The organism is Desertihabitans brevis, assembly GCF_003327535.1.
Lineage (GTDB): Bacteria > Actinomycetota > Actinomycetes > Propionibacteriales > Propionibacteriaceae > Desertihabitans > Desertihabitans brevis.
Genome location: NZ_QOUI01000003.1, coordinates 144550 through 166204, shown reverse-complemented (window position 1 = coordinate 166204; position 21655 = coordinate 144550). Strand labels below are relative to the sequence as shown.

Genomic DNA, 21655 nt, shown 5'->3' with positions numbered 1-21655 from the left:
GACCGTGGGCGTCCACGCTCCGACCGCGGTCCCGGACCAGGGCCCCGCACCACCTGCTCCTCCGGAGGCCGTCGCCGCGCGTGTGGCCGGACCGTCGTTCCCAGCGGAGGCGTACCGACGATCCGTCCACCCTCGTCGGCACGTCGCGTACCGCAGGACCTGATATGTGTGCACACGTGGACGCTGGGGGCGTCTCCCGACCCGGCCCGGACCGACCGACGGCGGCTCAGAAGTAGGTGCGGACGGCGCCCACGACGCGGTCGTCGTCGAGCAGCGGGATCAGCGGCCAGCGGTCGAGGGTGGTGCAGGGGTGGGAGATGCCGAAGCGGACCCGCTCGCCCACCCGCCACGGCGCGTCCTCCTCGGAGCGGACGAAGGCGTGCTGGTCGTTGAGCCCGGTGACGACCACGCCCGGGCCGGCGTCCAGCGGCACCGGCAGGTCGATGTCGAAGGAGGCGTCCCGCTTGCCGAAGCCGACCAGGCTCAGCCCCGGCTCGGGCACCGACAGCACCGCGGCGTGCACCTCCAGCGCCGGGCGCAGCTCGCGGAACGGGGAGACCCGGGCGAGCATGCCGTGGTCGTGGAAGAGGTAGCCGCCAGAGCGCACCACCCGCCGCACCGGCACCGACAGGGTCGGCAGGCCGGCCCAGCTGGCCACCACCAGGTCGGGGTAGGAGGAGCCGCCGGCGGTGATGACGGCCTCCTCCTGCAGCAGGCCCTCGGCGTCCAGCGTGGACAGCAGCTCGCCCAGCAGGTCGACCATCGCGCTCACCGCGGCGGACGCGGACGCGCTGCGGTCGCCCGGGTGCACGCCCTCGAAGCACTCCACCCCGGCCAGCCGCAGCCCCGGTGCCGCCTCGACCGCGCGGGCGACGGTCAGCGCCTCCTCGACGCTCCGCGACCCGGTGCGCCCTCCGGGCACGCCGAGCTCGAGCAGCACCGGCAGCGGACGCCCGGGCGTCCCGGCCGCGGCCAGCAGCTCCACCCCGGCGACGCTGTCGGCCAGCACCAGCAGCTCCAGCCCCGGGTCGCTGCGCTGCGTGTGCCCGAGCCAGGCCAGCCCGGCGCGGTCGGTGACCTGGTTGGCCAGCAGCACCCGCGGCACACCCCACTCCCGCATCGCCCGCGCCTGCCCGACGGTGGCGGCGGTGATCGCCCAGGCCCCGTCGGCGAGCTGGTCGGCGACCAGCTGCGGGCTCATCGAGGTCTTGCCGTGCGGGGCGAAGTCGACCCCGTGCCCGGCGCACCAGTCGGCGAACAGCCGGCCGTTGTGCCGCAGCGCGGACGCCCGCAGGGTCGCGCTGGGCAGCAGCAGGTCGTCCAGGTGCCAGCCGGCGCCGGCCACCCCGCCGACCGTGCCGGCGCGCGCGAGCAGCTCCGGGTCGACGGGCAGGTTGCGGAACCGGGCGTCGAGCGGCTCGTCCAGGCCGTACCGGCGGACGTCCTCAGCAGGGGTCATGAGCGGTCTCCTCGGGGCGGGGGAACTGCTCGCTCAGCTCGTGCGGCTCGAGCAGCGGACGGGTGAGCTCGGCGCGCAGCCGCTGCTCGCGGGCGTCCAGGGCGGCCCGCTGGCGGTCGTTGAGCGGGATCCACGACGGCACCGGCTCGGGCCAGCGCGGGGCGAGCGGACGGCCGTCCAGCAGGGTCATCCGGTTGACCAGCCGCACCGAGCCGGTGCGGGTCACGCCGTGCGCGTCGCCGAAGACGTGCTCGCCCTCGTCCAGGTCGAACACCGCGATGTCGGCCGGGGCGCCGACCGCCAGCGTGCCGGCGTCCAGCCCGAGCACCCGGGCGGGGGTGACGGTGGCGGCGGCGACCACGTCGACCAGGTCCATCCCGGCCGCCAGCACGGTGCCCATCGTGGTCGGCAGGTCGAAGACCGGGCCGTGCAGCGAGCGCGCGTGGAGGTCGGAGGAGACGGTGGCCGGCGGCAGCCCGGCGGCCAGCAGGGCGTCCAGCACCGGGTAGGAGAACCCGCCCGAGCCGTGCCCGAGGTCGAGCACCACCCCGCGGGCGGCTGCCTCGACCAGGGCCGGCTCGGGGCGTCCGTCGCGGACCAGCCCCTCGGCCACCCCGGTCGCGCAGTGGGTGAGGACGTCGCCGGGGCGCAGCAGCGCCACCACGTCGGAGGCCGACGGCGGGCCGTAGCCGATGTGGGCCATCAGCGGACGCCCGGTCGCCTCGGCCACCTCCAGCCCGCGGCGCAGCGGCTCCAGCCCGTGGGGGCCGACGGTGTGCCGGTCGACGCGCACCTTGATCCCGCGGACCAGGGCGGGGTGCTCGCGGATCGCGGCGACGGCGGCGTCCACGTCGCAGTGCTCGAGCAGCAGTGACTCACCGGTGGAGCCGGTCAGCCCGATCCCGGACACGTTGAGCAGCGCGTGCACCCGGACGCCGGTGGCCGCGACCTGGCGGGCCAGCGCCCGCACCGCGTACGCCCCGGCAGACCCGGCGTCCACCCAGGTGGTGACACCGGTGCTCCAGGCGAGCGGGTCCGGCGCGACACCCCAGAAACCGGCACCGGCGAAGACGTGGGTGTGCAGGTCGACCAGCCCCGGGGTGACCAGCGCGCCGGAGACGTCGATCGTCCGGCTCGCCCCGGCACCGACCCCCGGACCGACGGCGGCGACCCGTCCGTCGCTGATCGCCACGTCGCCGACCAGGTCGGTCCCGGAGGCGGGGTCGAGCACCCGACTGTTGAGCAGTGCGAGATCGGGTTCCACGGGAGCGATCGTGCCAGTCCCCGCCGGCCGGGGGTTCCCGGTCTCGCCACCCACCCCGGCCCGGCGCCCGCGGATGTGGCCGAACCGTCGCTCCGAGCTGGTCGGGTCCGACGGAACGCCCACACCCGCGGGAAGGGGTCAGGCCTCGGGGCGGCCGGGGGTGGAGGGGGTCAGCGGGGCTGCACGGTGTCGAGGGGGTTGTCCTCGACCAGGTTGAGGGTGTGCTGGCCGTCCTCGACGACGTAGCGGGCGCGGGTGAAGGCCGGGGCGCCCTGCTCCTCGACGTAGGGCAGGCAGCGGAAGCTGACGTCCATGCTGTCGGGGGTGATGACGGTGGAGACGTAGCCGCGCAGCTGGTTCTGGAACTTGATGTGCTCGTTCCACTCCTGCCACGGGTAGCTGCCGATCTCCAGGTCCTGGCCGTTCCCGCCGGAGGTGATCGAGGAGGTCACCAGCTCGGTACCGACGCTCGGACCCTCTGGCTCGTCCCAGTCGGCCTTGAGCTCGTTGGCCCAGTGGGTGTGCACGTCGCCGGTGAGCACCACCGGGTTGCGCACGCCGGCGTCCAGCCAGCCCTCGGTGATCCGCCGGCGGGAGGCGGCGTAGCCGTCCCAGGCGTCCATCGAGACGGCCTCCGCCGGGCTCTCGTCGCGGTCCCGGACGGCGAAGAAGACCTGCTGGCCGAGCAGGTCCCAGCGGGCGTCGGACTCGCGGAAGCCGTCCAGCAGCCAGGCCTCCTGGGCGGCGCCGGTGATGCTGCGGGACGGGTCGTCGGCGGCGGCGCAGTCGGTGGCGAAGCCGTCCCCGCAGGCCTGGTCGGAGCGGTACTGGCGGGTGTCGAGCATGTGGAAGCTGGCCAGCCGGCCCCACCGGACCCGCCGGTAGAGCTGCAGGTCGATCCCGCTGGGCGCCGAGGACGGCCGCAGCGGCATGTTCTCGTAGTAGGCGCGGAAGGCCGCCTCACGGCGAGCCAGGAAGCCGGGCTGCTCCTCGGGCTTCTCCGGCATCTCGTCGGCCCAGTTGTTGTCGAGCTCGTGGTCGTCCCAGGTGACCAGCCACGGCGCGACCGCGTGCGCGGCCTGCAGGTCCGGGTCGGTCTTGTACTGGGCGTGGCGCTGCCGGTAGTTCGCCAGCGTCATGGTCTCCGGGCCCTCGATCCCGCGGACGTTGCCCTCCGGGCCGGCCTGGTACTCGTAGAAGTAGTCGCCCAGGTGCAGCACGACGTCGGGACGCTCGGCGGCGAGGTGGCGGTAGGCGGTGAACCAGCCGTCCTCCCAGCGGGCGCAGGAGGCGAAGGCCATCGCCAGCGCGGAGGGCATCTCGCCGGCCCGCGGGGTGGTGCGGGTGCGGCCCACGGGGGAGAGGTGGCGGCCGAGACGGAAGCGGTACCAGTACTCGCGGTCCGGACGCAGCCCGCTGGCCTCGACGTGCACCGCGTGCCCGAACTCCGGCTTGGCCAGGGCGCGGCCACGGCGGACGACGCGGCGGAACCGCTCGTCCTCGGCGACCTCCCAGCGCAGCTGATAGGTGCCCGACGCCATCCCGCCGCGGCCGTCGTCGGCCAGCGGGTCGAGGGCGAGCCGGGTCCACAGGATGACGCTGGTCGCGTCCGGGTCGCCGGAGGCGATGCCGAGGGTGAAGGGGTCCTGCCGCGGCGTGGGGGCGGCGAAGGCGGTGGTGGGCGTCGTGATCGCGGGAGCGGCGACGGCGGCGGTGCCGACGAGACCGGCGGTGAGCACGGTCCGACGGTTGGGGGTGGGGGTGAGGTTCATGACGTCGACGCTGGCCCTCCCAGGCGACATCGGGACGACGACGAGGTGACACCTGCCCCAACTCGACGGCACCGGACGTCCCGGCACGCCGCCGCCCACCCCCGGGCACACACCTTCGCACGACGGCACCCATGCTGCAGCGTGGGTGGGGCCCGACGAACGTGTGTGCCGTGGGCGGCGGGGCAGGGGTCAGCCGGTGGGGGTGACGCGGAGGAGCTGGTCGTCCGAGCCGTTGGAGGTGGTGATGAGCAGCGAGCCGTCGGCGGCCTGGGTGACCGAGCGGAGGCGTCCGTACTCCGTGAGGACGTCGGGGGTGCGGGTGTCGGTGACGGTGCCGTCCTCGTCCAGGCTCATGAAGACCACCTCGCTGGCCTTGAGCGCGGCGACCGCGAGCCCACCGGCGTAGCTGCCCCACTGCGGCCCCTCGACCGCGCTCATCCCCGAGATGGCCAGCGTCGGGTCGCCGGAGCTCCACACCGCCTCGACCTGCTCCCCGGGCAGGTCCTGGTCGGTCATCGGCACCGACTCGTCGTAGCCCGGCACCGGGTCCCAGCCGTAGTTGCCGCCGGGCTGGAGGAGGTTGACCTCGTCGTCGACGTCGGGGCCGTGCTCGGCGGTGAACACCTGGTCGTCGCGGAAGGCGATGCCCTGCACGTTGCGGTGGCCGTAGGTGTAGACCAGCCGCTCGTCGGGGTCCTCCGCGTCGATGAACGGGTTGTCGGCCAGCGGCTCGCCGGTGGCCGGGTCGGCCCGCAGCACCTTGCCGTTGAGGCTGGTGCGGTCCTGCGGGTTCTCGCCCACCGCCGCGTCGCCGGTGCCGACGAACAGCTCGCCCTTGGCGGAGATCTCCAGCCGGCAGCCGCCGTGGCGCCCGGTGGTGCTGCCGATCCCGCTGATCAACGCGTCGCCCTCGGTCGCCTCGGTGCGCTCCTCGTCCAGGGTCCACCCGACCACCCGGACGTCGGTCTCGCCGTCGTCGCGGTGCCCGTGGCAGGTGAGGAAGCGGTCGTCGTCCTCGGGGTCGAGCGCCAGCGACATGAACCCGGTCTCGTTGCTGGACCACAGCCCGGACGGCCCGTCGGAGAGCACCCGCTGCTCCGTGCCGTCGAGGAGCAGCAGCCGGCCGCTCTCCTTCTCGGTGACCAGCAGCTCGCCGCCGGCCAGCTCGGCCACGTCCCAGGGCAGCTCGAGGTCGTCGGCCAGCACCTCCACCTCGAGCCCGGGCTCGGTGTCGGGCGTGGGGGTCGGGGTGGGCGACGGCGTCGGCGTCGGAGTGGGCGTCGGCGAGGGGGAGGTGGCCGCGGAGGTGGGTGGCGGTGGGGCGTCCTCCGCGCCGGCGTCCGGATCGCCGCCGCAGGCGGCCACCACGGAGAGGAGGACGAGCAGGCCGACCGCGGCGCGTCTCATGCGGCCACTGTGCCACCGCGCGGCAAGGTCGGCGCCGGGGTGCGACGGCCCGCCCGACCGGGCGGGACGGGGCACCGGGTGCCAGGCTGGGGACGTGATGGGTCGTCGGGTGTCGGTGCTGGTGCTGGGTCTGGGCCCGGCCGGACGCGCCCTGACCCACCGGCTCGCGGCGGCCGGGGTCGAGGTGGTCGCCGTCGACCCGGCACCGGAACGCCCCTGGACGCCGACCTACGCGGCCTGGGCCGACGAGCTGCCCGGCTGGCTGGCGCCCGAGGCGGTCAGCACCCGGTTCGAGCCCTGGGTGCACACCGGCACCGCCCGTCGGGTGCCGCGCGAGTACGTGGTGCTGAGCACCCCCCGGCTGCAGCGGAGCCTGACCCTGGACGGCGCGCAGCTGCTCACCGGCACGGTCGCCGAGGCCGACGCCACCCGCGTCCTGCTGCGTGACGGCACCCGGCTGACCGCGAGCTGCGTGCTCGACGCCCGCGGCGCCCCGCTCGACCCGGCCCGGGCGCAGCAGACCGCGGTCGGGGTGGTGGTCTCGCGCCGGCGGGCCGAGGAGGTGCTCGGCGGGCCGTGGCTGATGGACTGGCGCCGCCACGACCATGCCACCGCCGGCCAGAGCGCGTCCGAGGGCCCGGCCAACTTCCTCTACGCGCTGCCGCTCGATGCCGACGACGCCCTGCTCGAGGAGACCTGCCTGGTCGGACGTCCCGCGCTGGGGATGCGCGAGCTGCGCGAGCGGCTGGAGACCCGGCTGGCCGGGCACGGCCTCACGCTGTCGGGCTACGAGCGCACCGAGCACGTGCGATTCGCCGTCGAACCCGACCCGGCGGCCGGACGCCGACCCGGGCCGGTGCCGTTCGGCGCGCGGGGCGGGCTGATGCACCCCGGCACCGGCTACAGCGTGGCCGTCTCGCTCCGGCTGGCCGACGTGGTGGTCGCGGCGGTGCGCGCCGGCCGCGACCCGCGCCGGGCGCTGTGGACGCCGGCCGCGCAGGCCACCCGCCGGCTGCGGCAGGCCGGGCTGCGCACCCTGCTCGGGCTCGACGCCGCGGGCACCGTCCGCTTCTTCGACGCCTTCTTCGCGCTCCCGGTCTCCCTGCAGCGCAGCTACCTGTCGGCCTGGGACGACCCCCGCGGCACGCTGGCGGCGATGGTCGCGATGGCCGGACGCCTACCGCCGCGGCTGACCTCGGTGGCGGTCCGCTCCACGGCGGCCGAGGTGGTCGCCCCGGTGGGGCGGCGGCTCAGGCCCCCACCTCGTCGAGCCGGGTGACGATCCGGTCGGCCGCCTCCCGCAGCATGCGCTGCCCGGCGGGGGAGAGGTCGTCGAAGACGAGGCGCCGCACCAGGGCGACATGGGCCGGGGCCACCGCGACCAGCAGCCGGTGCCCCTCCTCGGTGAGGACCGCCCGGGTGGAGCGGCGGTCGTCGGGGTCGGGCTCGCGCCGGACCAGACCGCGGCGCTCGAGCCGGCTGATCAGGTGGGACAGCCGGGACAGCTCGCAGTGGGCCAGCTCGGCGAGCCGGCTGATCCGGATGGTGCGCCCGGGCTGGTCCGAGAGCCCGGCCAGCACGTAGTACTCCATGTAGCCGAGCCCGGCGTCGCGCTCGAGCTGGGCCTCCAGGGCGCGGGGCAGCCGGGTGAGGACGCGGTCGAGGGCGCGCCAGGTCGCCATCTCGTCCTCGGTCAGCCACGGGTCCTCCGCCACAGGACGAGCCTACGATGGTTGAACATTCACGTATCGGGTGGGAGGCTGGTGCTGTCGCCCACCGGTCGAGGAGAGCAGATGAGCACCATCGACGTGCAGCACCGTCCCCAGCAGCAGCGCTACGAGGCCCGCATCGACGACGAGGTCGCCGGGTTCGCGGAGTACATCCGCACCGACGAGCTCCTCGTCTTCACCCACACCGAGGTCGACCCCCGCTTCGAGGGCCACGGCGTCGGCTCGGCGATCGCCCGCTTCGCCCTCGACGACGTCCGCGCGACGGGCACCCACCGGGTGCTGCCGCTGTGCCCGTTCATCAAGGGCTGGATCGGCCGGCACCGTGACTACGCACCGCTCGTCTACGGCGTGCCCGCGACGACGGCGAAGGACTGACCATGGCCGCGAAGGTGTACACCGGTCCGGTCCTCGACGTGTCCTTCGACGGCGAGGTCTGCCGTCACGCCGCCGAGTGCGTCCGCGGCATGCCCGAGGTGTTCGACGTCGCTGCCCGGCCCTGGATCGACCCGAACGTCGCCGCCACCGAGGCGTCCGCGCAGCAGCTGCGGGACGTGGTCGGGCGCTGCCCCTCCGGCGCCCTGCAGATCGTCGAGCACTGAGCGGGCCGAGCGCTCAGCCACGACCCCGTCAGGGCCTCAGAGCTCGACGAGCCGGGTCTCGAAGGCGAACAGCACCAGCCCCACCCGGTCGCGGATCTCCAGCTTGGCCAGCAGCCGTCCGATGTGGGTCTTGACCGTCCCCTCGGCCATGTAGAGGGTGCGGGCGATCTCGCTGTTGGTGGCGCCCCGCGCGATCTCGACCAGCACCTCCTGCTCGCGGTCGGTGAGCACGCCCAGCCGCGGGTCGGGCCCCTTGTCGGTGGGCGAGGAGGGCAGCGTGGGCACCACGTGCTCGAGCAGCCGGCGGGTCACGCTGGGCGACATCACGGCGTCCCCGGCGGCCACGTCGCGGATGGCGGCCAGCAGCTCCTCGGGCCGGGCGTCCTTGAGCAGGAACCCGCTGGCGCCGGCCTTGAGCGCGGCGAAGACGTACTCGTCGAGATCGAAGGTGGTGAGCACCAGCACCTTGGTCGGGTTGCCCGAGTGCACCAGCCGGTGGGTGGCCTCGACACCGTCCATCACGGGCATCCGGATGTCCATCAGCACCACGTCGGCCGGACGGTTCGCCAGCGCGCGGACGGCCGAGGCGCCGTCGGAGGCCTCGCCGACCACCGCCATGTCGTCCTCGGCCTCGATCAGCATCCGGAACCCGCCGCGGACCAGGGACTGGTCGTCGGCGAGGAAGACTCGGGTCGGGCTCACGGGCGGCTCCTCGGGGGCTCGCGTCGTCCCGGGTCCGCGGGCCGGTCGGTGCCGGGGGTGCGGGGGAGGACGCTGGTCTCGGTGTGGTCGGGGTCCATCCTGACGGTCGGCTGGGTGTCCAGGCTGACCGTGAGCTCCTCGGCGGACGTGTCGGGACGCGGCCCGCGCGGGGCCGGCGTGCCCGGCTGCTCCGGGGTGGGCGTCGGCCGGGCCGCGGCGGCCCGGTCGCGGTGGGGCCCGGCGCCGGCGGCCGGACGGGGGTGCTGCGCCGGTCGGCCCGTGGGGTCGGCGCGCGGGTAGCGCGGCAGCGGGACCGCCGGCTCCTCCGCGCCGGGACGGGACGGACGGCCGGACCGATCGGCCGCGGCCGCGGGCTGGCCGGGGAGGGCGTCCGGGTCGGCGTGCAGCGGGCGCCAGGCGTCGCGGCGTGCCGGGGCGGCGGGGCCGGGACGCACGACGGGACGGTCACCGCTGGTGGGGCGGTCGCCGCTGGTGGGGCGGTCGCCGCTGGTGGGGCGGTCGCCGCCGGTGGGGCGGTCGCGGGCCGGTGGGCGGGGACGCCCGGCCGACGGCGGGGTCGGAGGCTGCGAGGCCGGGCCGGGCTGGTCCTGCCGGACGGGTGTGGGCCGCGGTCCGGTCGGCTGGACGGGAGCCGGTCGGGCGGGGGCGAGCGGGAAGCGGGCGCGGACCTCGAACCCGCCCTCGGGGTGCGGCCCGGTGCGCACCTGGCCGCCGACCAGGTGGACCCGCTCGTGCATCCCGCGCAGGCCGTGACCGCGACCGTCCGTGCCGGCCCGGGCGCCGACGCCGTCGTCGCGGACCACCAGCTCGACCGCCGACGGGGAGGTGCAGTCGAGCAGCACCCGCGCACGGGCGTCCGGGCCGGCGTGCTTGAGCACGTTGGTCAGCGCCTCCTGGACGACGCGGTAGACCGTGAGGCCGACGGTCTGGCTGACCTGGGGCAGCGCCCCGCGGACCTCCAGGGTCGCCCGGTCCGACGTCCGCTGGACCAGGTCGGCGAGGTCGCCCAGCCCCGGGGCGGGTTTCCAGTCGGCGGGTGCGTTGTCGGGGCCGTGCCGCAGCACGCCGACGATCCGGCGCATCTCGGTCAGCGCGTCCCGCGAGGTCTCGGCGATGGTGTCGAGGACGTCCCCCGCCAGCTCGGGCTTCTTGGCCGCCAGCGCGCGCCCGCCCTCGGCCTGGACGACGATCACCGACAGCGAGTGGGCGACGATGTCGTGCAGCTCCCGGGCGATCCGGTTGCGCTCGTTCACCTCTGCGGCGCGCGCCCGCTGCTCGCTGGCGGCCAGCTGCATCCGCAGCGTGGTCTCCTCGGCCTGGCGGCGCTCGTCGACGGAGCGGATCGACTCGTGCCGGCGGCGTCCGAACACGTAGGCGGCCAGCACGCAGACCAGGCAGGTGAAGGCGTAGACCGCCAGCAACGACGGCCCGCCGTAGTAGGAGTCGTCGGTGGTCCAGCGCACCGGGCCGAGGATCGAGCCGATCAGCCCGATGATCACCGAGAGCCGAGCGGCCGCAGGCGGTGCCACCCAGCGTGCCACGTTGTAGACCACGAACGGCACCACCACGACGCTGGCCTGGATGTTCGGCAGCACCAGCTGCACCAGTGCACCGAGGGTGCTGCCGTAGAGCATCAGCATCGGGTAGTGCCGGCGGAAGACCAGCGGCAGCGCGACCAGGGTGGAGAGGAACCCGGCCCCGAGGCCGAAGGCGACGCCGGTGACGTAGGCGAACAGGACGAACACCAGCGTGATGACGGCGTCGCGCGACCACGCGTTCTCCGGTGCCGGCTCCCGCGGGGCCTGCAGCGGGTGGTAGACGTCCAGCTGGCTCACGCCCCTCTCCTGCACCCGCGCCTCCTGCACCGTCCCGGCCGCACCCCGCGGCCACCGGCCCAAGCCTAGGAGCGACGCCCGGGCCGCCCATGGGGCCGTGGTCCCAACGTCGACAGGGCCGGCCCCGACCACGGTGGCACTCGTGGGCCCGCCGCCGCCCGCACGGCGGGGCCGCCATCCTGGATCGGTGAGCGGAACGGACGAGGGGTCGGACGGCGCGCGGACGCCCTCGACCGTTCCCCTCGGCGGGCGGTCGGGGGCGTCTGACCCTGTTGCGGTGTCGGTGGTCGGGCTTAGCCTGACGGCACCCCACCCCTCCTCACCCCAGGAGCACCCGAATGAACCTCCGTCCCCTGCTGCCGGTGCTGGCCGGCGCGGTGCTGGTCGGCGCCACCCTGGTGCCGGCCCCCGCCACGGCCGCCCCGATCCCCACCCCCGACGACCCCGTCACCTCCGAGGAGAACCCGCGGGTGCCCGAGGGTGCGGCCTGGACCGAGCACTACCTGCCCTCCACCGACGGCGTCGAGCTGCACGCCGACGTGCTGCGCCCGGCCGACCTGCCTGCCGACGCGCAGACGCCGGTGATCCTGTCGGTCGGGCCCTACTTCGCCCACGCCGGCCAGACCGGCGACGACGGCTTCGAGCACACCGGCCCGTCCGAGCGCTTCTTCGACCTGGTCGAGGGCGCGGACCTGATGGCCGAGGGCTACACCTTCGTGATGGTCGACCTGCGCGGCTTCGGCGGCAGCACCGGCTGCCTGGACTGGGTCGGCCCCGGTGAGCAGGCCGATGTCGAGGCGGCCGTGGAATGGGCCGCCAGCCAGCCGTGGTCGAACGGGCGGGTGGGGCTGTACGGCAAGTCCTACGACGCCTCCACCGGGCTGGTCGGTGCCAACCTCGAACCTGAGGGCCTGGACGCCGTGGTGGCCCAGGAGCCGGTCTGGGACATGTACAACTACCTCTTCTCCAACGGCGTGCGCCGGCCCAACCACCTCGGCACGCCGCGCGCCTACAACTCGATCGCCTCCATCCAGGGGATGGCCGACGACTCCGAGCGGTACCGGGCCAACGCCGCCTACGAGCGGTCGCACCCCGAGTGCTTCGCCGACAACCTCACCGACACGCAGGACCCCGACGAGGAGTCGGCCTACTGGCAGGCCCGCGACCTGGCCGCCCAGGCCGAGGGCTCCCAGGTGCCGGTCTTCGTCACCCAGGGCTTCATCGAGCCGAACACCAAGCCCGAGGACATGCAGGCCTACCTGGAGAACCACGACGGCGAGCAGCGCGGCTGGCTCGGCCAGTGGGAGCACGTGCGTGGTAACGACCGCGGCCCGGACGGCGTCCTGCGGATGGGTCGTGAGGGCTGGTTCGAGGAGGTGCTGCGCTTCTACGACGAGCACCTCAAGGACGTCGAGCCCGAGGTCGAGGACCCGGCGTTCGTGGTCGAGGACAACACCGGCCGGTGGCGCGCCGAGGACACCTGGCCGGTGGTGACGCGCTCCACCACGGTCCGTCTGCAGCGCGACGACTACGTCGACGACGGCGGCGCGGGCGACGCCCGGCTGGCGGCGGCCGGCGCGGACACGGCGTGGGACATGGAGCACGCCCCCGACCCGGTGGTGCAGAGCAGGGTCGCCCGCGGGCCGCGCACCACCGAGGACGCCGACGGCTACCAGACCTGGTCGCGGCCGGTCCGCGTCGACACCCGCGTCACCGGCACCCCGCGGGTGCTCCTGGACGTCGAGGGCAGCGGCAACGTGCTGGTGCGGCTGTGGGACGTCGCGCCCGACGGCACCGCGGTGATGTTCGACGAGCAGATGTCGCTGGTCGAGGACGGCTCGGTCGCCTTCGACCTCAAGTCGACCGACTGGACGCTCCGTGAGGGTCACCAGCTTGCCGTCGGGATCGGCACCAACACCTCGTGGTCGTGGGCCGACACCCCGTCCGGGGAGACGATCACGATCACCCGCGCCCGGCTCGAGCTGGACCTGCAGAACACCGACGACGAGCCCACCGACGGCGCCCGCTCGCCCTACCTCGACGACTACCTGGCCGCCTACACCACCACCTGGGACGACCGCGCCGACGGCACCTTCACCCTGACGGTCCCACCCCGGGGCTGACCCCGACGACCCCAGCGCGCCACCACCCGGGCGCGTTGGGGTCGCCCGTCCCCGCCCCGCACACCGCCCCACCGCGACCGAACGCACCTGACGCCCGGCGGCGTAGGGTCGACGCCGTGCTGACCCCGACGTCCGACCTGCCCCGCGAGACGCTGCTGGCGGAGCTGGCCGGCGCCGTCACCGAGCCGGCGCGGGTCCGCTCGCGGGCCCTCGACGTCCACGCCCTCGGCCCGGACGCGTCGCACTTCCAGCTGACCCCGCAGGCCGTGGTGGTGGCCCGCGACGCCGCCGAGGTCGGCGCGCTGTTCCGCACCAGCGCCCGCACCGGCGTCCCGGTCACCCTGCGCAGCGGCGGCACCAGCCTGTCCGGGCAGGGCGTCACCGACGGCGTGCTGGTCGACGTCCGCCAGCACTTCACCGACCTCACCGTGCTCGACGGCGGCGCGCGGGTGCGGGTGCAGCCGGGGGTCACGGTGCGCCGGCTCAACGCCCACCTGGCCGCCTACGGCCGCAAGTTCGGCCCCGACCCGGCCAGCGAGATCGCCTGCACCGTCGGCGGCGTCATCGCCGACAACTCCTCCGGCATGGCCTGCGGCACCACCGAGAACAGCTACCGCACGCTGGAGTCGCTGGTGGTGGTGCTGGCCTCGGGCACGGTCGTCGACACCGGCGCCCCGGACGCCGACGCGCTGCTCCGCGCCCGCGAGCCGGACCTGCACGCCGGCCTGCTGCGGCTACGCGACCGGGTGCGCGCCAACCCGTCCTCGCTGGCCACCATCGAGCAGCAGTACGCGATGAAGAACACGATGGGCTACGGGCTCAACTCCTTCGTCGACGCCGACACCGTGCCGGAGCTGCTGACCCGGCTGATGGTCGGCAGCGAGGGCACGCTCGGCTTCGTCGCCGAGGCCACCTTCCGCACGGTCCCGCTGCGCCCGCACGCGGCGTCGGCGCTGCTGGTCTTCGACGACCTCGCCACCGCGAACCGCTCGCTGCCCGCCCTGGTGGGCACCGGTGCCGCGACGCTGGAGCTGATGGACGCCGTGTCGCTGCGGGTGGGCCAGTCGCTGGCCGAGGTGCCGCCCGAGCTGGCCGCCCTGGACGTCGACCGGCAGGCCGCCCTGCTGCTGGAGTACCAGGCCGACGACCCCGACCAGCTCGCCGCGCTCACCGCCGACGCCGCCCCGGTGCTGGCCGACCTGGCGCTCGCCGGCCCGGCCCCGCTGACCACCGACGCCCGCGCCCGGGCCGCGCTGTGGAAGCTGCGCAAGGGGCTGTTCACCGCGGTCTCCTGGGCCCGCCCCTCGGGCACCACCGCGCTGCTGGAGGACATCGCCGTCCCGGTGCCGGCCCTGGCCGAGACCTGCACCGCGCTGACCGCGCTGTTCGAGGAGTACCGCTACGGCGACTCGGTGATCTTCGGCCACGCGCGCGACGGCAACGTCCACTTCATGATCACCGACCGCTTCGCCGAGCCGGAGCCGCTGCGCCGCTACGCCGCCTTCACCGAGGCGATGGTCGACCTGGTGCTCGGCCACGGCGGCACGCTCAAGGCCGAGCACGGCACCGGACGGGTGATGGCCCCGTTCGTGCGGCGCCAGTTCGGCGAGGAGCTGTACGAGGTGATGCGCGAGACCAAGCGGCTGCTCGACCCCGCCGGCACCCTCAACCCGGGGGTGCTGCTCACCGACGACGACGAGGTGCACCTGCGCCACATCAAGGTGACGCCGACGGTGGAGGAGGAGGTCGACCGCTGTGTGGAGTGCGGCTACTGCGAGCCGGTCTGCCCCTCCCGCGACCTGACGACCACCCCGCGGCAGCGGATCGTGGTCCGCCGCGCGCGGGCCCGCGCCCGGGCGGCCGGGGACGACGCGCTGGTCGCCGAGCTCGACGACCAGTACGCCTACGACGCGGTGCAGACCTGCGCGGCCGACGGGATGTGCCAGACCGCCTGCCCGGTGCTCATCAACACCGGCGACCTGGTCAAGCGGCTCCGCACCGACGACCACCCCGCACCCGAGCGGGCCGCCTGGCGCACCGCCGCCGGCCACTGGGACACCGTCGGACGCCTCGGCTCGACCGCGCTGTCGGTGGCCGGTGCCGCTCCCGGCCCGGTGGTGCGCGGGCTCAACCGGGTGGCCCGGGCCGTCGCCGGCGCGGAGACGGTGCCGCTGTGGTCGCCGGAGCTGCCGGCGGGCGGGACGGCCCGCAGCACGGTGGCCGGCGAGCTCGCCCGGCGTCCGGGCCCGGTGGTCGACGCGGTCTTCCTGCCCTCCTGCACCGGCGCCCTGTTCGGCCCGGCCGAGGTCGACGGACGTCCCACGCCCGGGGTGCAGTGGAGCGTGCAGGAGCTGTGCGCGCGAGCGGGGGTCCGGCTCGCGGTGCCGAGCACGGTGGACGGGCTGTGCTGCGGGACGCCCTGGACGTCCAAGGGCCTGCCCGAGGGGCACGCGGCGATGGTGGCCAGGCTGCAGCTGGCCGTCCGGGCGGCGACCTCCGACGGCGCGGTGCCGCTGGTCTGCGACGCCACCAGCTGCACCGAGGGGCTGCGGCACGCGCTGGAGGGCACCGGGGTGGAGGTGGTGGACGCGCTGACCTTCGTCGCCGACGTGGTGCTGCCGCGGCTGCCCGAGGCCGACCGGGTCGCCCGCCTCACGGTCCACCCGACCTGCTCCTCCCGCCGGCTCGGCCTGGACGCCGACCTGGCCCGGGTGGCGTCGGCGGTCGCCGAGGACGTCCACGTGCCGGTCGACTGGGGCTGCTGCGCCTTCGCCGGTGACCGGGGGTTGCTGCATCCCGAGCTCACCGCCGCCGCGACCGCCCCCGAGGCCGCCGAGGTGGCGCGGGTGGGTGGCGACGCGTACGCGTCCTGCAACCGCACCTGCGAGCTCGGGATGACCCGTGCCACCGGCGCGTCCTACCAGCACGTGCTCGAGCTGCTGGCCGCCCGGCTGCCCGGCTGAGCCCCACCCGCTGGCCCAGGAGCCGCCGCGGTGCGACCATCCCCGGGTGCTGACCACCGACGAGGACTCCGTCGCCCGGGCCCGGGAGACGGCCCGGGACGCCGCGGCGCTGCTGGCGCGGCACCAGGTGCCGGGGGAGCTGGTGCTCACCGGGGGCAGCAGCCTGCCCGGTCTGCTCACCCAGGGCGATGTCGACCTGCACCTGCGGGTCGGCCCCGGCGAGCTCGACGTGGCGGTGGAGCGGTTGCACCGGGTGGCCGAGCCGGTGCACCGCCACCTCTGGACCGACGAGTTCGCGACCTTCGAGCGCCCCGTGCCCCCGGTGGTCGGGATCGCGGTGACCGTCGTCGGAGGTGAGCACGACACCCGCTTCGTCCGGGGTTGGGCGCGGCTGCGCGACGACCCGGTGGCGCGCGACCGGTACCACGAGCTCAAGCGCGGCACCGGTGTCGAGGCCGCCAAGTCGGCGTCTTCGACGCCCTGGCCGACGACTGGGACCCGTTCGCTGAGGGCGAACGCGACGACTAGCACTCTCTCCCTTCGAGTGCTAAAAATGGAGGTGCACAGCTCCAGTGGTCCCGGCCACGGTGGCCGGGCCGGTCGCACATGTGGGAGGTGATCGCTGTGCTTCGTTTCGACCCGTTCTCCGACTTCGACGCGATGGCCAAGCAGCTCCTGGGCATGAGCGGTGACACGTCTCGGGTGCCCCGGTTCATGCCGGTCGACCTGTTCCGCGCGGGTGACCACTACGTGCTGCTCGCCGACCTGCCGGGGGTGGACCCGGGCTCGGTCGACGTCAGCGTCCACGAGGGCACCCTGACCCTCACCGCCGAGCGCACCGCGCGCAGCGACGAGGGCGTCCAGTGGCTGACCTCCGAGCGCTTCGGCGGCAAGTTCCGTCGCCAGCTCTCCCTGGGCGAGGGCATCGACACCGAGCGCATCTCGGCCAGCTACGACAACGGTGTGCTGACCGTGACCATCCCGGTGGCCGAGCGCGCCAAGCCGCGCAAGATCGAGGTGCTCAGCTCCACGGAGGGCACCACGCCCAGCATCGAGGCCAAGGCCTGATCGCGGCGTCCGCACACGGGACCACGAGAGCCCCGTCACCGCTCCGGTGGCGGGGCTCCCGTCTGCCTGGGGTCAGTCGTTGCCGTGCTCCCGCTTGATCTCGGCGAGCTCCGCCTCGTCCTCGGCGCCGAGCTCGTGCAGCGTGCCGGCCTTGCGGTCGCGCAGGTAGGCCGTCATCTCCCGCCGCACCACCGGCAGCAGGATGACCAGACCGATGATGTTGATGAAGGCGCACAGGAACAGGGCCGCGTCGGCCATGGTGACCACGCTGGACAGGGCCGCCAGGCAACCGATGACGACGAACCCGCAGAGCAGCACCCGGAAGACGATGTCGCTCCAGCGGCGCTTGCCGAACAGGTGGTGCCAGGCCTTCAGGCCGTAGTAGGACCAGGTGAGGATCGTGGAGAAGGCGAACAGCGCCACCGCGATGGCCAGCAGCACCGGGAACCACGGCAGCACCGTGGCGAAGGCGTCGGAGGTGAGGGTGACGCCGCCGACCTCGGTCTGGTCGGTGCGGTAGGCCTCCTGCGCCGCGCTGTAGGACGGGGTGTCGGCGATGATGATCGTCAGCGCCGTCATGGTGCAGATGATGACGGTGTCGATGAACGGCTCGAGCAGGGCGACGAAGCCCTCCGAGACCGGACGCCGGGTCTTCACCGCGGAGTGCGCGATGGCGGCCGAGCCGATACCGGCCTCGTTGGAGAACGCCGAGCGCTGGAAGCCGACGATCATCACGCCGACCACGCCGCCGGCGATGCCGACCGGGTTGAACGCGCCGTCGACGATCGCGGCGAAGGCGGACGGGATCTGGTCGACGTTGATGATGAGCACCAGCAGGCAGGCCACCACGTAGAAGAGCGCCATCGCCGGGACCAGCTTGCTGGTGACGGTGGCGATCGAGCGGATGCCGCCGATGATGACGAGGGCGACCAGCCCGGCGAAGATGAGGCCGACCACCAGCTTGGCCGTCGTGCTGCTGAGCAGGCCGTCCTCGGCGCCGCCGGTGATCGACTGCAGCTGCTGGAAGGTCTGGTTGGACTGGAACATGCCGGCGCCGGCGACCCCGAAGATCAGGATGGAGACGGCGAAGACGCCGGTGAGGACGCGGGAGACGACCTTGAGCGCGGGGTGCTTGCGCTCACCGAAGGCGATCGGCAGGTACTTGAAGGGGCCGCCGGAGACCTGTCCGTCCTCGTCGATGTCGCGGTACTTCACCCCGAGGGTGCACTCGACGAACTTGGTGCACATGCCGAGCAGGCCGGCGACGATCATCCAGAAGGTGGCACCGGGACCGCCGATCGTCACCGCGACGCCCACGCCGGCGATGTTGCCGAGCCCGACGGTGCCCGACAGCGCCGAGGCGAGCGCCTGGAAGTGGGTGACCTCACCGGGGTCGTCGGCTTTGGAGAACTTGCCGCGGACGACGTCGAGGGCCACCTTCGCGCCGCGGAACTGGATGAAGCCGAAGTAGATCGTGAAGCCGAGGGCGGCCAGGATCAGCCAGGCCACCACGACCGGGAAGCTGACCGGGCCGAACGTCACCTCGGCGAAGACGAGGTTGGCGAACCCGGTGCTGAACGGGTCCAGGAAGCTGTTGATCGCCTCTTCGAGATTCATGCGGTCCTTCCCTGTGGGGATGTCGGCGGGACGGACACCCCCCGGTGGGACGGCGTCGACCGATCCCACAGGCAACCTCGCGGTGCGCACCGACCGCAAGCCCCTCGGCGACCGGACCGCATTCGTGATCTTTTCGTTACCTGGCGCGGGTCGTCGGGCACCCAGGCGTCCGGCGGCGTAGCGTGACCGCCATGACCGACGGCGACGCGCCCCTGACCTACCTGCTCGTCGACGGGGAGAACCTCGACGCCACCCTCGGTCAGTCGATCCTGCGGCGCCGTCCGCTGCCCCAGGAGCGTCCGCGCTGGGAGCGGCTGCTGCAGTTCGTCGAGGCCCGCTGGAGCCAGCCGGTGAAGGGGTTGTTCTTCCTCGCGGTGCCCGGAGAGCTGCCGATGCCGTTCGTGCAGGCGCTGACCGCGATCGGCTTCGTCACCGTCCCGCTGTCGGGGGCACCGGATGAGAAGGTCGTCGACATCGCCATCCAGCGCACCCTGGAGGAGATCGGACGCCGGCGCGGCGACGTCGTGCTGGCCAGCCACGACGGCGACTTCCTGCCGCAGATGTCGGCGCTGGTCGGCGAGCGTCGGACGGCCCTGGTCGGGTTCTCGGAGTTCCGCAACTCCGGCTTCACCGCGCTGGCCGAGCGCGGGATGGAGCTGATCGACCTGGAGCTCGACGTCAAGGCGTTCAACGAGCGGCTGCCGCGGCTGCGGGTCATCCCGATCGAGGAGTTCGACCCGGCGCAGTTCCTCTGAGCGCCACGCCCGTGGTGACGCCGCGCCGCCCTCCGGTCGCGGAACTGACGCCCGGATGGCCTCCATCGGCACTAGCGTCTGCGCCATGACACAGCCGCAGTACGACCCGCAGGCCTCCGGGCCCTCCCAGGGCGTCCCCTCCCAGCCGTACGGCCAGCCCAACCCCTACGGCCAGCCCGCTCCCTACGGCCAGGGCCCGTCGTCGGGTGACCCGCTGACGCAGCCCCTCTACGGCGCCTCCTTCGGGCAGGCGATCGGCCGGTTCTTCAAGAAGTACGCCCAGTTCAACGGCCGCGCCAGCCGCAGCGAGTTCCTGTGGGCGACGCTGTTCAACGTCATCGTCGTCGCCGTGCTCTACGTGATCGCGATCGCCATCGTGGCGGCGACCGCCGGCAGCGCCTCCGACCCGTCCCAGGTCAGCTCGGGCGCCGGCGCCGGTCTGGGCATCATCGGTCTGATCATCGGCCTGTACGGGCTGGCGATCATCGTGCCGAGCATCGCCCTGCAGGTGCGGCGGCTGCACGACACCGGCCAGTCCGGGTTCCTCGTGCTGCTGAACCTCATCCCCTCGATCGGTGGCCTGATCGTCTTCATCATGTGCTGCCTGCCGACCTCGCCGAACGGGGACCGCTACAACGTCTGACCGCGACGCCTCCGTCGAGGCGCCGCACACGCCGAGCTGTGCCGACGGGCCCGCTGACCTCGGGGTCAGCGGGCCCGGTCGCGTACCAGCAGGCCCGCCCCGGCCAGGGTGCCGAGCAGGGCCTCGGTGGTGACCTCGATCGGCACGGAGCCGTCGGGTTGCGGGCGCCGGGTCAGGTAGGACGGCGAGCTGGAGTGGGTGTACGGGCCGATCTCGGTGGTGGTGATGCGTCCCTCCCGCTTGGCCCGGTTCCACGAGGAGTCCCGCGACGTCGGCCAGCGCGACGGGAACAGCAGCGCACCCAGCCGGTGCACCCGGTCCCGGGAGCCGTGGAGGTGCCACAGGTGGCGCACCCGGTCCAGGCCGGGATCGGAGGAGAGCACGCCGCCGAGGCTGAGCACGTAGACCGGCGCCCCCTGGTCGGCCAGGTACCAGGACGCCCCGAGGCAGATCTGCCCGCCGCCGGACCAGCCGAGCAGCACCACCGGGTCGCCGCTGCCGGACTGGTAGCCCGCCGCCCGCAGCCGTCCCCAGATGGTGCGGGCCATCGCCAGGCTGAAGAAGGGCCCGTAGCGGCGGTCGGCCGAGACCAGCACCTGGAAGACGTTGTAGAGGTTGATCAGCAGCGGCAGCACCGGCCACTTGCGCCGCTGCATCCGGTCCAGCACCCGCCACAGCCAGGACAGGTCGCGATCGGTGGTGAGGCCGTGGTCGAGGACGGAGTACGGGAAGACCCCGGTGACCAGGACGGCCTCGTCGCCGAGGCGGTTGCGCAGCCGGTCCAGCAGCGGCTGCTCGGGACGGCTGGACTCCGAGGAGGCGGTGCCGACACCGGCCAGGTAGACGATCCAGGTGGTGCCCTGCGTGGGAGCCGGGCCGACCTCGCGCGGGGCACGGCGCTGCACCGGCTCCTCCTGCTGCGACCACCACCACAGCGCCTCGAACGGGGCGGTCATCAGCAGCAGCAGGAGCAGCGCGACGGCCCCCACGACGATCTCGGCGAGGGGGAACCCGGCGATCACCGGCGCTCACCCACGACACCGTCGTCGAGCAGCCCGGGCAGCTGCAGCAGCTCCGCGCTGGAGCGACGCATCGGACGTCCGGTGATGGCCGTCCAGATCCGGTCGCGGACGCGCACCAGCGGCGGTCCGCCGAAGTGGCTGGCTGCCAGCCCGGTGAGCCCGGCGGTGGCGGCGACGAGCAGCGCGAGCCCCTCGCCCACGGCGAACACCGACGCGGTGGCCGCCCACAGCACCAGGAACCCCCAGGCCGACAGCAGGCGTCCCAGGAAGGGGCCGAAGCCGGGCACGATCTGGATGAACGACAGCAGCTTCGGCGACGCCGCGAGCAGGGTGGCGTAGGCGAGCACCAGCCAGTCGGTGGGCTGGCCGATGGCGATGCCCAGCACCCACAGCAGGCTCGCCTGGGTGAGGTAGAGCAGCAGCACGCCGGTGGCCGTCATCGCGAGGGTGAGCCAGTAGGCGAGCCCGCGGACCCGGTTGATGGCCAGCAGCGCGCTCTCGCCGGCGAGCATCGAGACCGCCACCAGCACCGCGAGCACCGCACCCACCAGCACCTGGTCGCCCGCGCCGACACCGCTGACGTGCGGCTGCAGCGTCAGCGCCGCCCCCACCTCGGCGAGGACCAGCTGGAACAGGTCCGACAGCACGGACCCATCCAACCGTGTCGCCGGTGCG

General features: G+C 74.1%; 19 protein-coding genes. 9 read left to right on the top strand and 10 right to left on the bottom strand.

The genetic code is table 11. The annotated features are described in order from the left end of the window. Positions 1 to 226: 226 nt before the first annotated feature. The 4 genes from DT076_RS06255 to DT076_RS06240 form a co-directional block, all read right to left on the bottom strand. Positions 227 to 1459, bottom strand: coding sequence for an alanine racemase (locus DT076_RS06255; RefSeq protein ID WP_114125803.1), 1233 nt, complete (start codon positions 1457 to 1459; stop codon positions 227 to 229). Beyond that, positions 1446 to 2723, bottom strand: a complete 1278-nt coding sequence (locus tag DT076_RS06250; protein WP_199539002.1) for an amidohydrolase family protein — start codon at positions 2721 to 2723, stop codon at positions 1446 to 1448. The genes DT076_RS06255 and DT076_RS06250 overlap by 14 nt, the downstream gene beginning before the upstream one ends. 170 nt (positions 2724 to 2893) lie before the next feature. Next, positions 2894 to 4495 carry an alkaline phosphatase D family protein gene (locus DT076_RS06245; protein WP_114125802.1) on the bottom strand — a complete coding sequence of 534 codons (1602 nt, stop codon included), beginning with the start codon at positions 4493 to 4495 and terminating at the stop codon, positions 2894 to 2896. 189 nt (positions 4496 to 4684) lie between these two features. Beyond that, positions 4685 to 5902 carry a PQQ-dependent sugar dehydrogenase gene (locus DT076_RS06240; protein ID WP_114125801.1) on the bottom strand — a complete coding sequence of 406 codons (1218 nt, stop codon included), beginning with the start codon at positions 5900 to 5902 and terminating at the stop codon, positions 4685 to 4687. A 97-nt stretch (positions 5903 to 5999) separates the two neighbouring features. Between DT076_RS06240 and DT076_RS06235 the strand changes: the two genes are divergently transcribed. Next, complete coding sequence (locus DT076_RS06235; RefSeq protein WP_233493738.1) at positions 6000 to 7181, top strand: lycopene cyclase family protein; 1182 nt, start codon at positions 6000 to 6002, stop codon at positions 7179 to 7181. Here the strand turns inward: DT076_RS06235 and DT076_RS06230 are convergent. Next, entirely contained in the window at positions 7153 to 7617 is a 465-nt protein-coding gene (locus DT076_RS06230; protein WP_233493708.1) for a MarR family winged helix-turn-helix transcriptional regulator, read from the bottom strand. The genes DT076_RS06235 and DT076_RS06230 overlap by 29 nt on opposite strands. A 78-nt stretch (positions 7618 to 7695) precedes the next feature. Here DT076_RS06230 and DT076_RS06225 point away from each other — a divergent pair, with 78 nt between their 5' ends. After that, complete coding sequence (locus DT076_RS06225) at positions 7696 to 8007, top strand: GNAT family N-acetyltransferase (RefSeq protein ID WP_114125800.1); 312 nt, start codon at positions 7696 to 7698, stop codon at positions 8005 to 8007. Between the two features lie 2 nt (positions 8008 to 8009). Then, the gene (locus tag DT076_RS06220; protein ID WP_114125799.1) at positions 8010 to 8231 is read left to right on the top strand and encodes a (4Fe-4S)-binding protein; all 222 of its coding nucleotides are present in this window, start codon (positions 8010 to 8012) and stop codon (positions 8229 to 8231) included. A gap of 36 nt (positions 8232 to 8267) precedes the next feature. Here DT076_RS06220 and DT076_RS06215 read toward each other — a convergent pair whose 3' ends face one another. Together DT076_RS06215 and DT076_RS06210 are read right to left on the bottom strand one after the other, a co-directional pair. Continuing rightward, positions 8268 to 8933 carry a response regulator gene (locus DT076_RS06215; RefSeq protein WP_114125798.1) on the bottom strand — a complete coding sequence of 222 codons (666 nt, stop codon included), beginning with the start codon at positions 8931 to 8933 and terminating at the stop codon, positions 8268 to 8270. Next, positions 8930 to 10789 (bottom strand): sensor histidine kinase, encoded by a 1860-nt coding sequence (locus DT076_RS06210; RefSeq protein WP_114125797.1) that lies wholly within the window; start codon positions 10787 to 10789, stop codon positions 8930 to 8932. The genes DT076_RS06215 and DT076_RS06210 overlap by 4 nt, the downstream gene beginning before the upstream one ends. Positions 10790 to 11127: 338 nt before the next feature. Between DT076_RS06210 and DT076_RS06205 the strand changes: the two genes are divergently transcribed. From DT076_RS06205 to DT076_RS06190, 4 genes are all read left to right on the top strand, one after another. After that, positions 11128 to 12912 carry a CocE/NonD family hydrolase gene (locus DT076_RS06205; protein ID WP_114125796.1) on the top strand — a complete coding sequence of 595 codons (1785 nt, stop codon included), beginning with the start codon at positions 11128 to 11130 and terminating at the stop codon, positions 12910 to 12912. A gap of 116 nt (positions 12913 to 13028) precedes the next feature. Beyond that, the gene (locus DT076_RS06200) at positions 13029 to 15875 is read left to right on the top strand and encodes an FAD-binding and (Fe-S)-binding domain-containing protein (protein WP_233493706.1); all 2847 of its coding nucleotides are present in this window, start codon (positions 13029 to 13031) and stop codon (positions 15873 to 15875) included. Positions 15876 to 15921: 46 nt separating this feature from the next. Beyond that, positions 15922 to 16494 (top strand): GrpB family protein, encoded by a 573-nt coding sequence (locus DT076_RS06195; RefSeq protein ID WP_114125795.1) that lies wholly within the window; start codon positions 15922 to 15924, stop codon positions 16492 to 16494. 5 nt (positions 16495 to 16499) lie between these two features. Continuing rightward, on the top strand, positions 16500 to 16943 hold the full coding sequence (locus tag DT076_RS06190) for an Hsp20/alpha crystallin family protein (protein ID WP_114125794.1): 444 nt from the start codon (positions 16500 to 16502) through the stop codon (positions 16941 to 16943). Positions 16944 to 17015: 72 nt separating this feature from the next. On the opposite strand, the gene DT076_RS06185 is transcribed toward DT076_RS06190, so the two are convergent. Next, positions 17016 to 18560: an alanine/glycine:cation symporter family protein gene (locus DT076_RS06185; protein WP_114125793.1), complete on the bottom strand. Its 1545-nt coding sequence runs from the start codon at positions 18558 to 18560 to the stop codon at positions 17016 to 17018. 191 nt (positions 18561 to 18751) lie between these two features. On the opposite strand from DT076_RS06185, the gene DT076_RS06180 reads away from it, so the two are divergent. Both DT076_RS06180 and DT076_RS06175 read left to right on the top strand, forming a co-directional pair. Beyond that, the gene (locus DT076_RS06180; protein ID WP_114125792.1) at positions 18752 to 19315 is read left to right on the top strand and encodes an NYN domain-containing protein; all 564 of its coding nucleotides are present in this window, start codon (positions 18752 to 18754) and stop codon (positions 19313 to 19315) included. Positions 19316 to 19400: 85 nt separating this feature from the next. Then, a complete protein-coding gene (locus DT076_RS06175) occupies positions 19401 to 19958 on the top strand; it encodes a DUF805 domain-containing protein (protein WP_114125791.1) in 558 nt (185 codons plus the stop codon). Positions 19959 to 20023: 65 nt separating this feature from the next. Here the strand turns inward: DT076_RS06175 and DT076_RS06170 are convergent, their stop codons facing one another. Together DT076_RS06170 and DT076_RS06165 are read right to left on the bottom strand one after the other, a co-directional pair. Then, entirely contained in the window at positions 20024 to 20980 is a 957-nt protein-coding gene (locus tag DT076_RS06170) for a hypothetical protein (RefSeq protein WP_114125790.1), read from the bottom strand. Further along, positions 20977 to 21627, bottom strand: a complete 651-nt coding sequence (locus tag DT076_RS06165; protein ID WP_114125789.1) for a hypothetical protein — start codon at positions 21625 to 21627, stop codon at positions 20977 to 20979. The genes DT076_RS06170 and DT076_RS06165 overlap by 4 nt, the downstream gene beginning before the upstream one ends. Between the last annotated feature and the right edge of the window lie 28 nt (positions 21628 to 21655).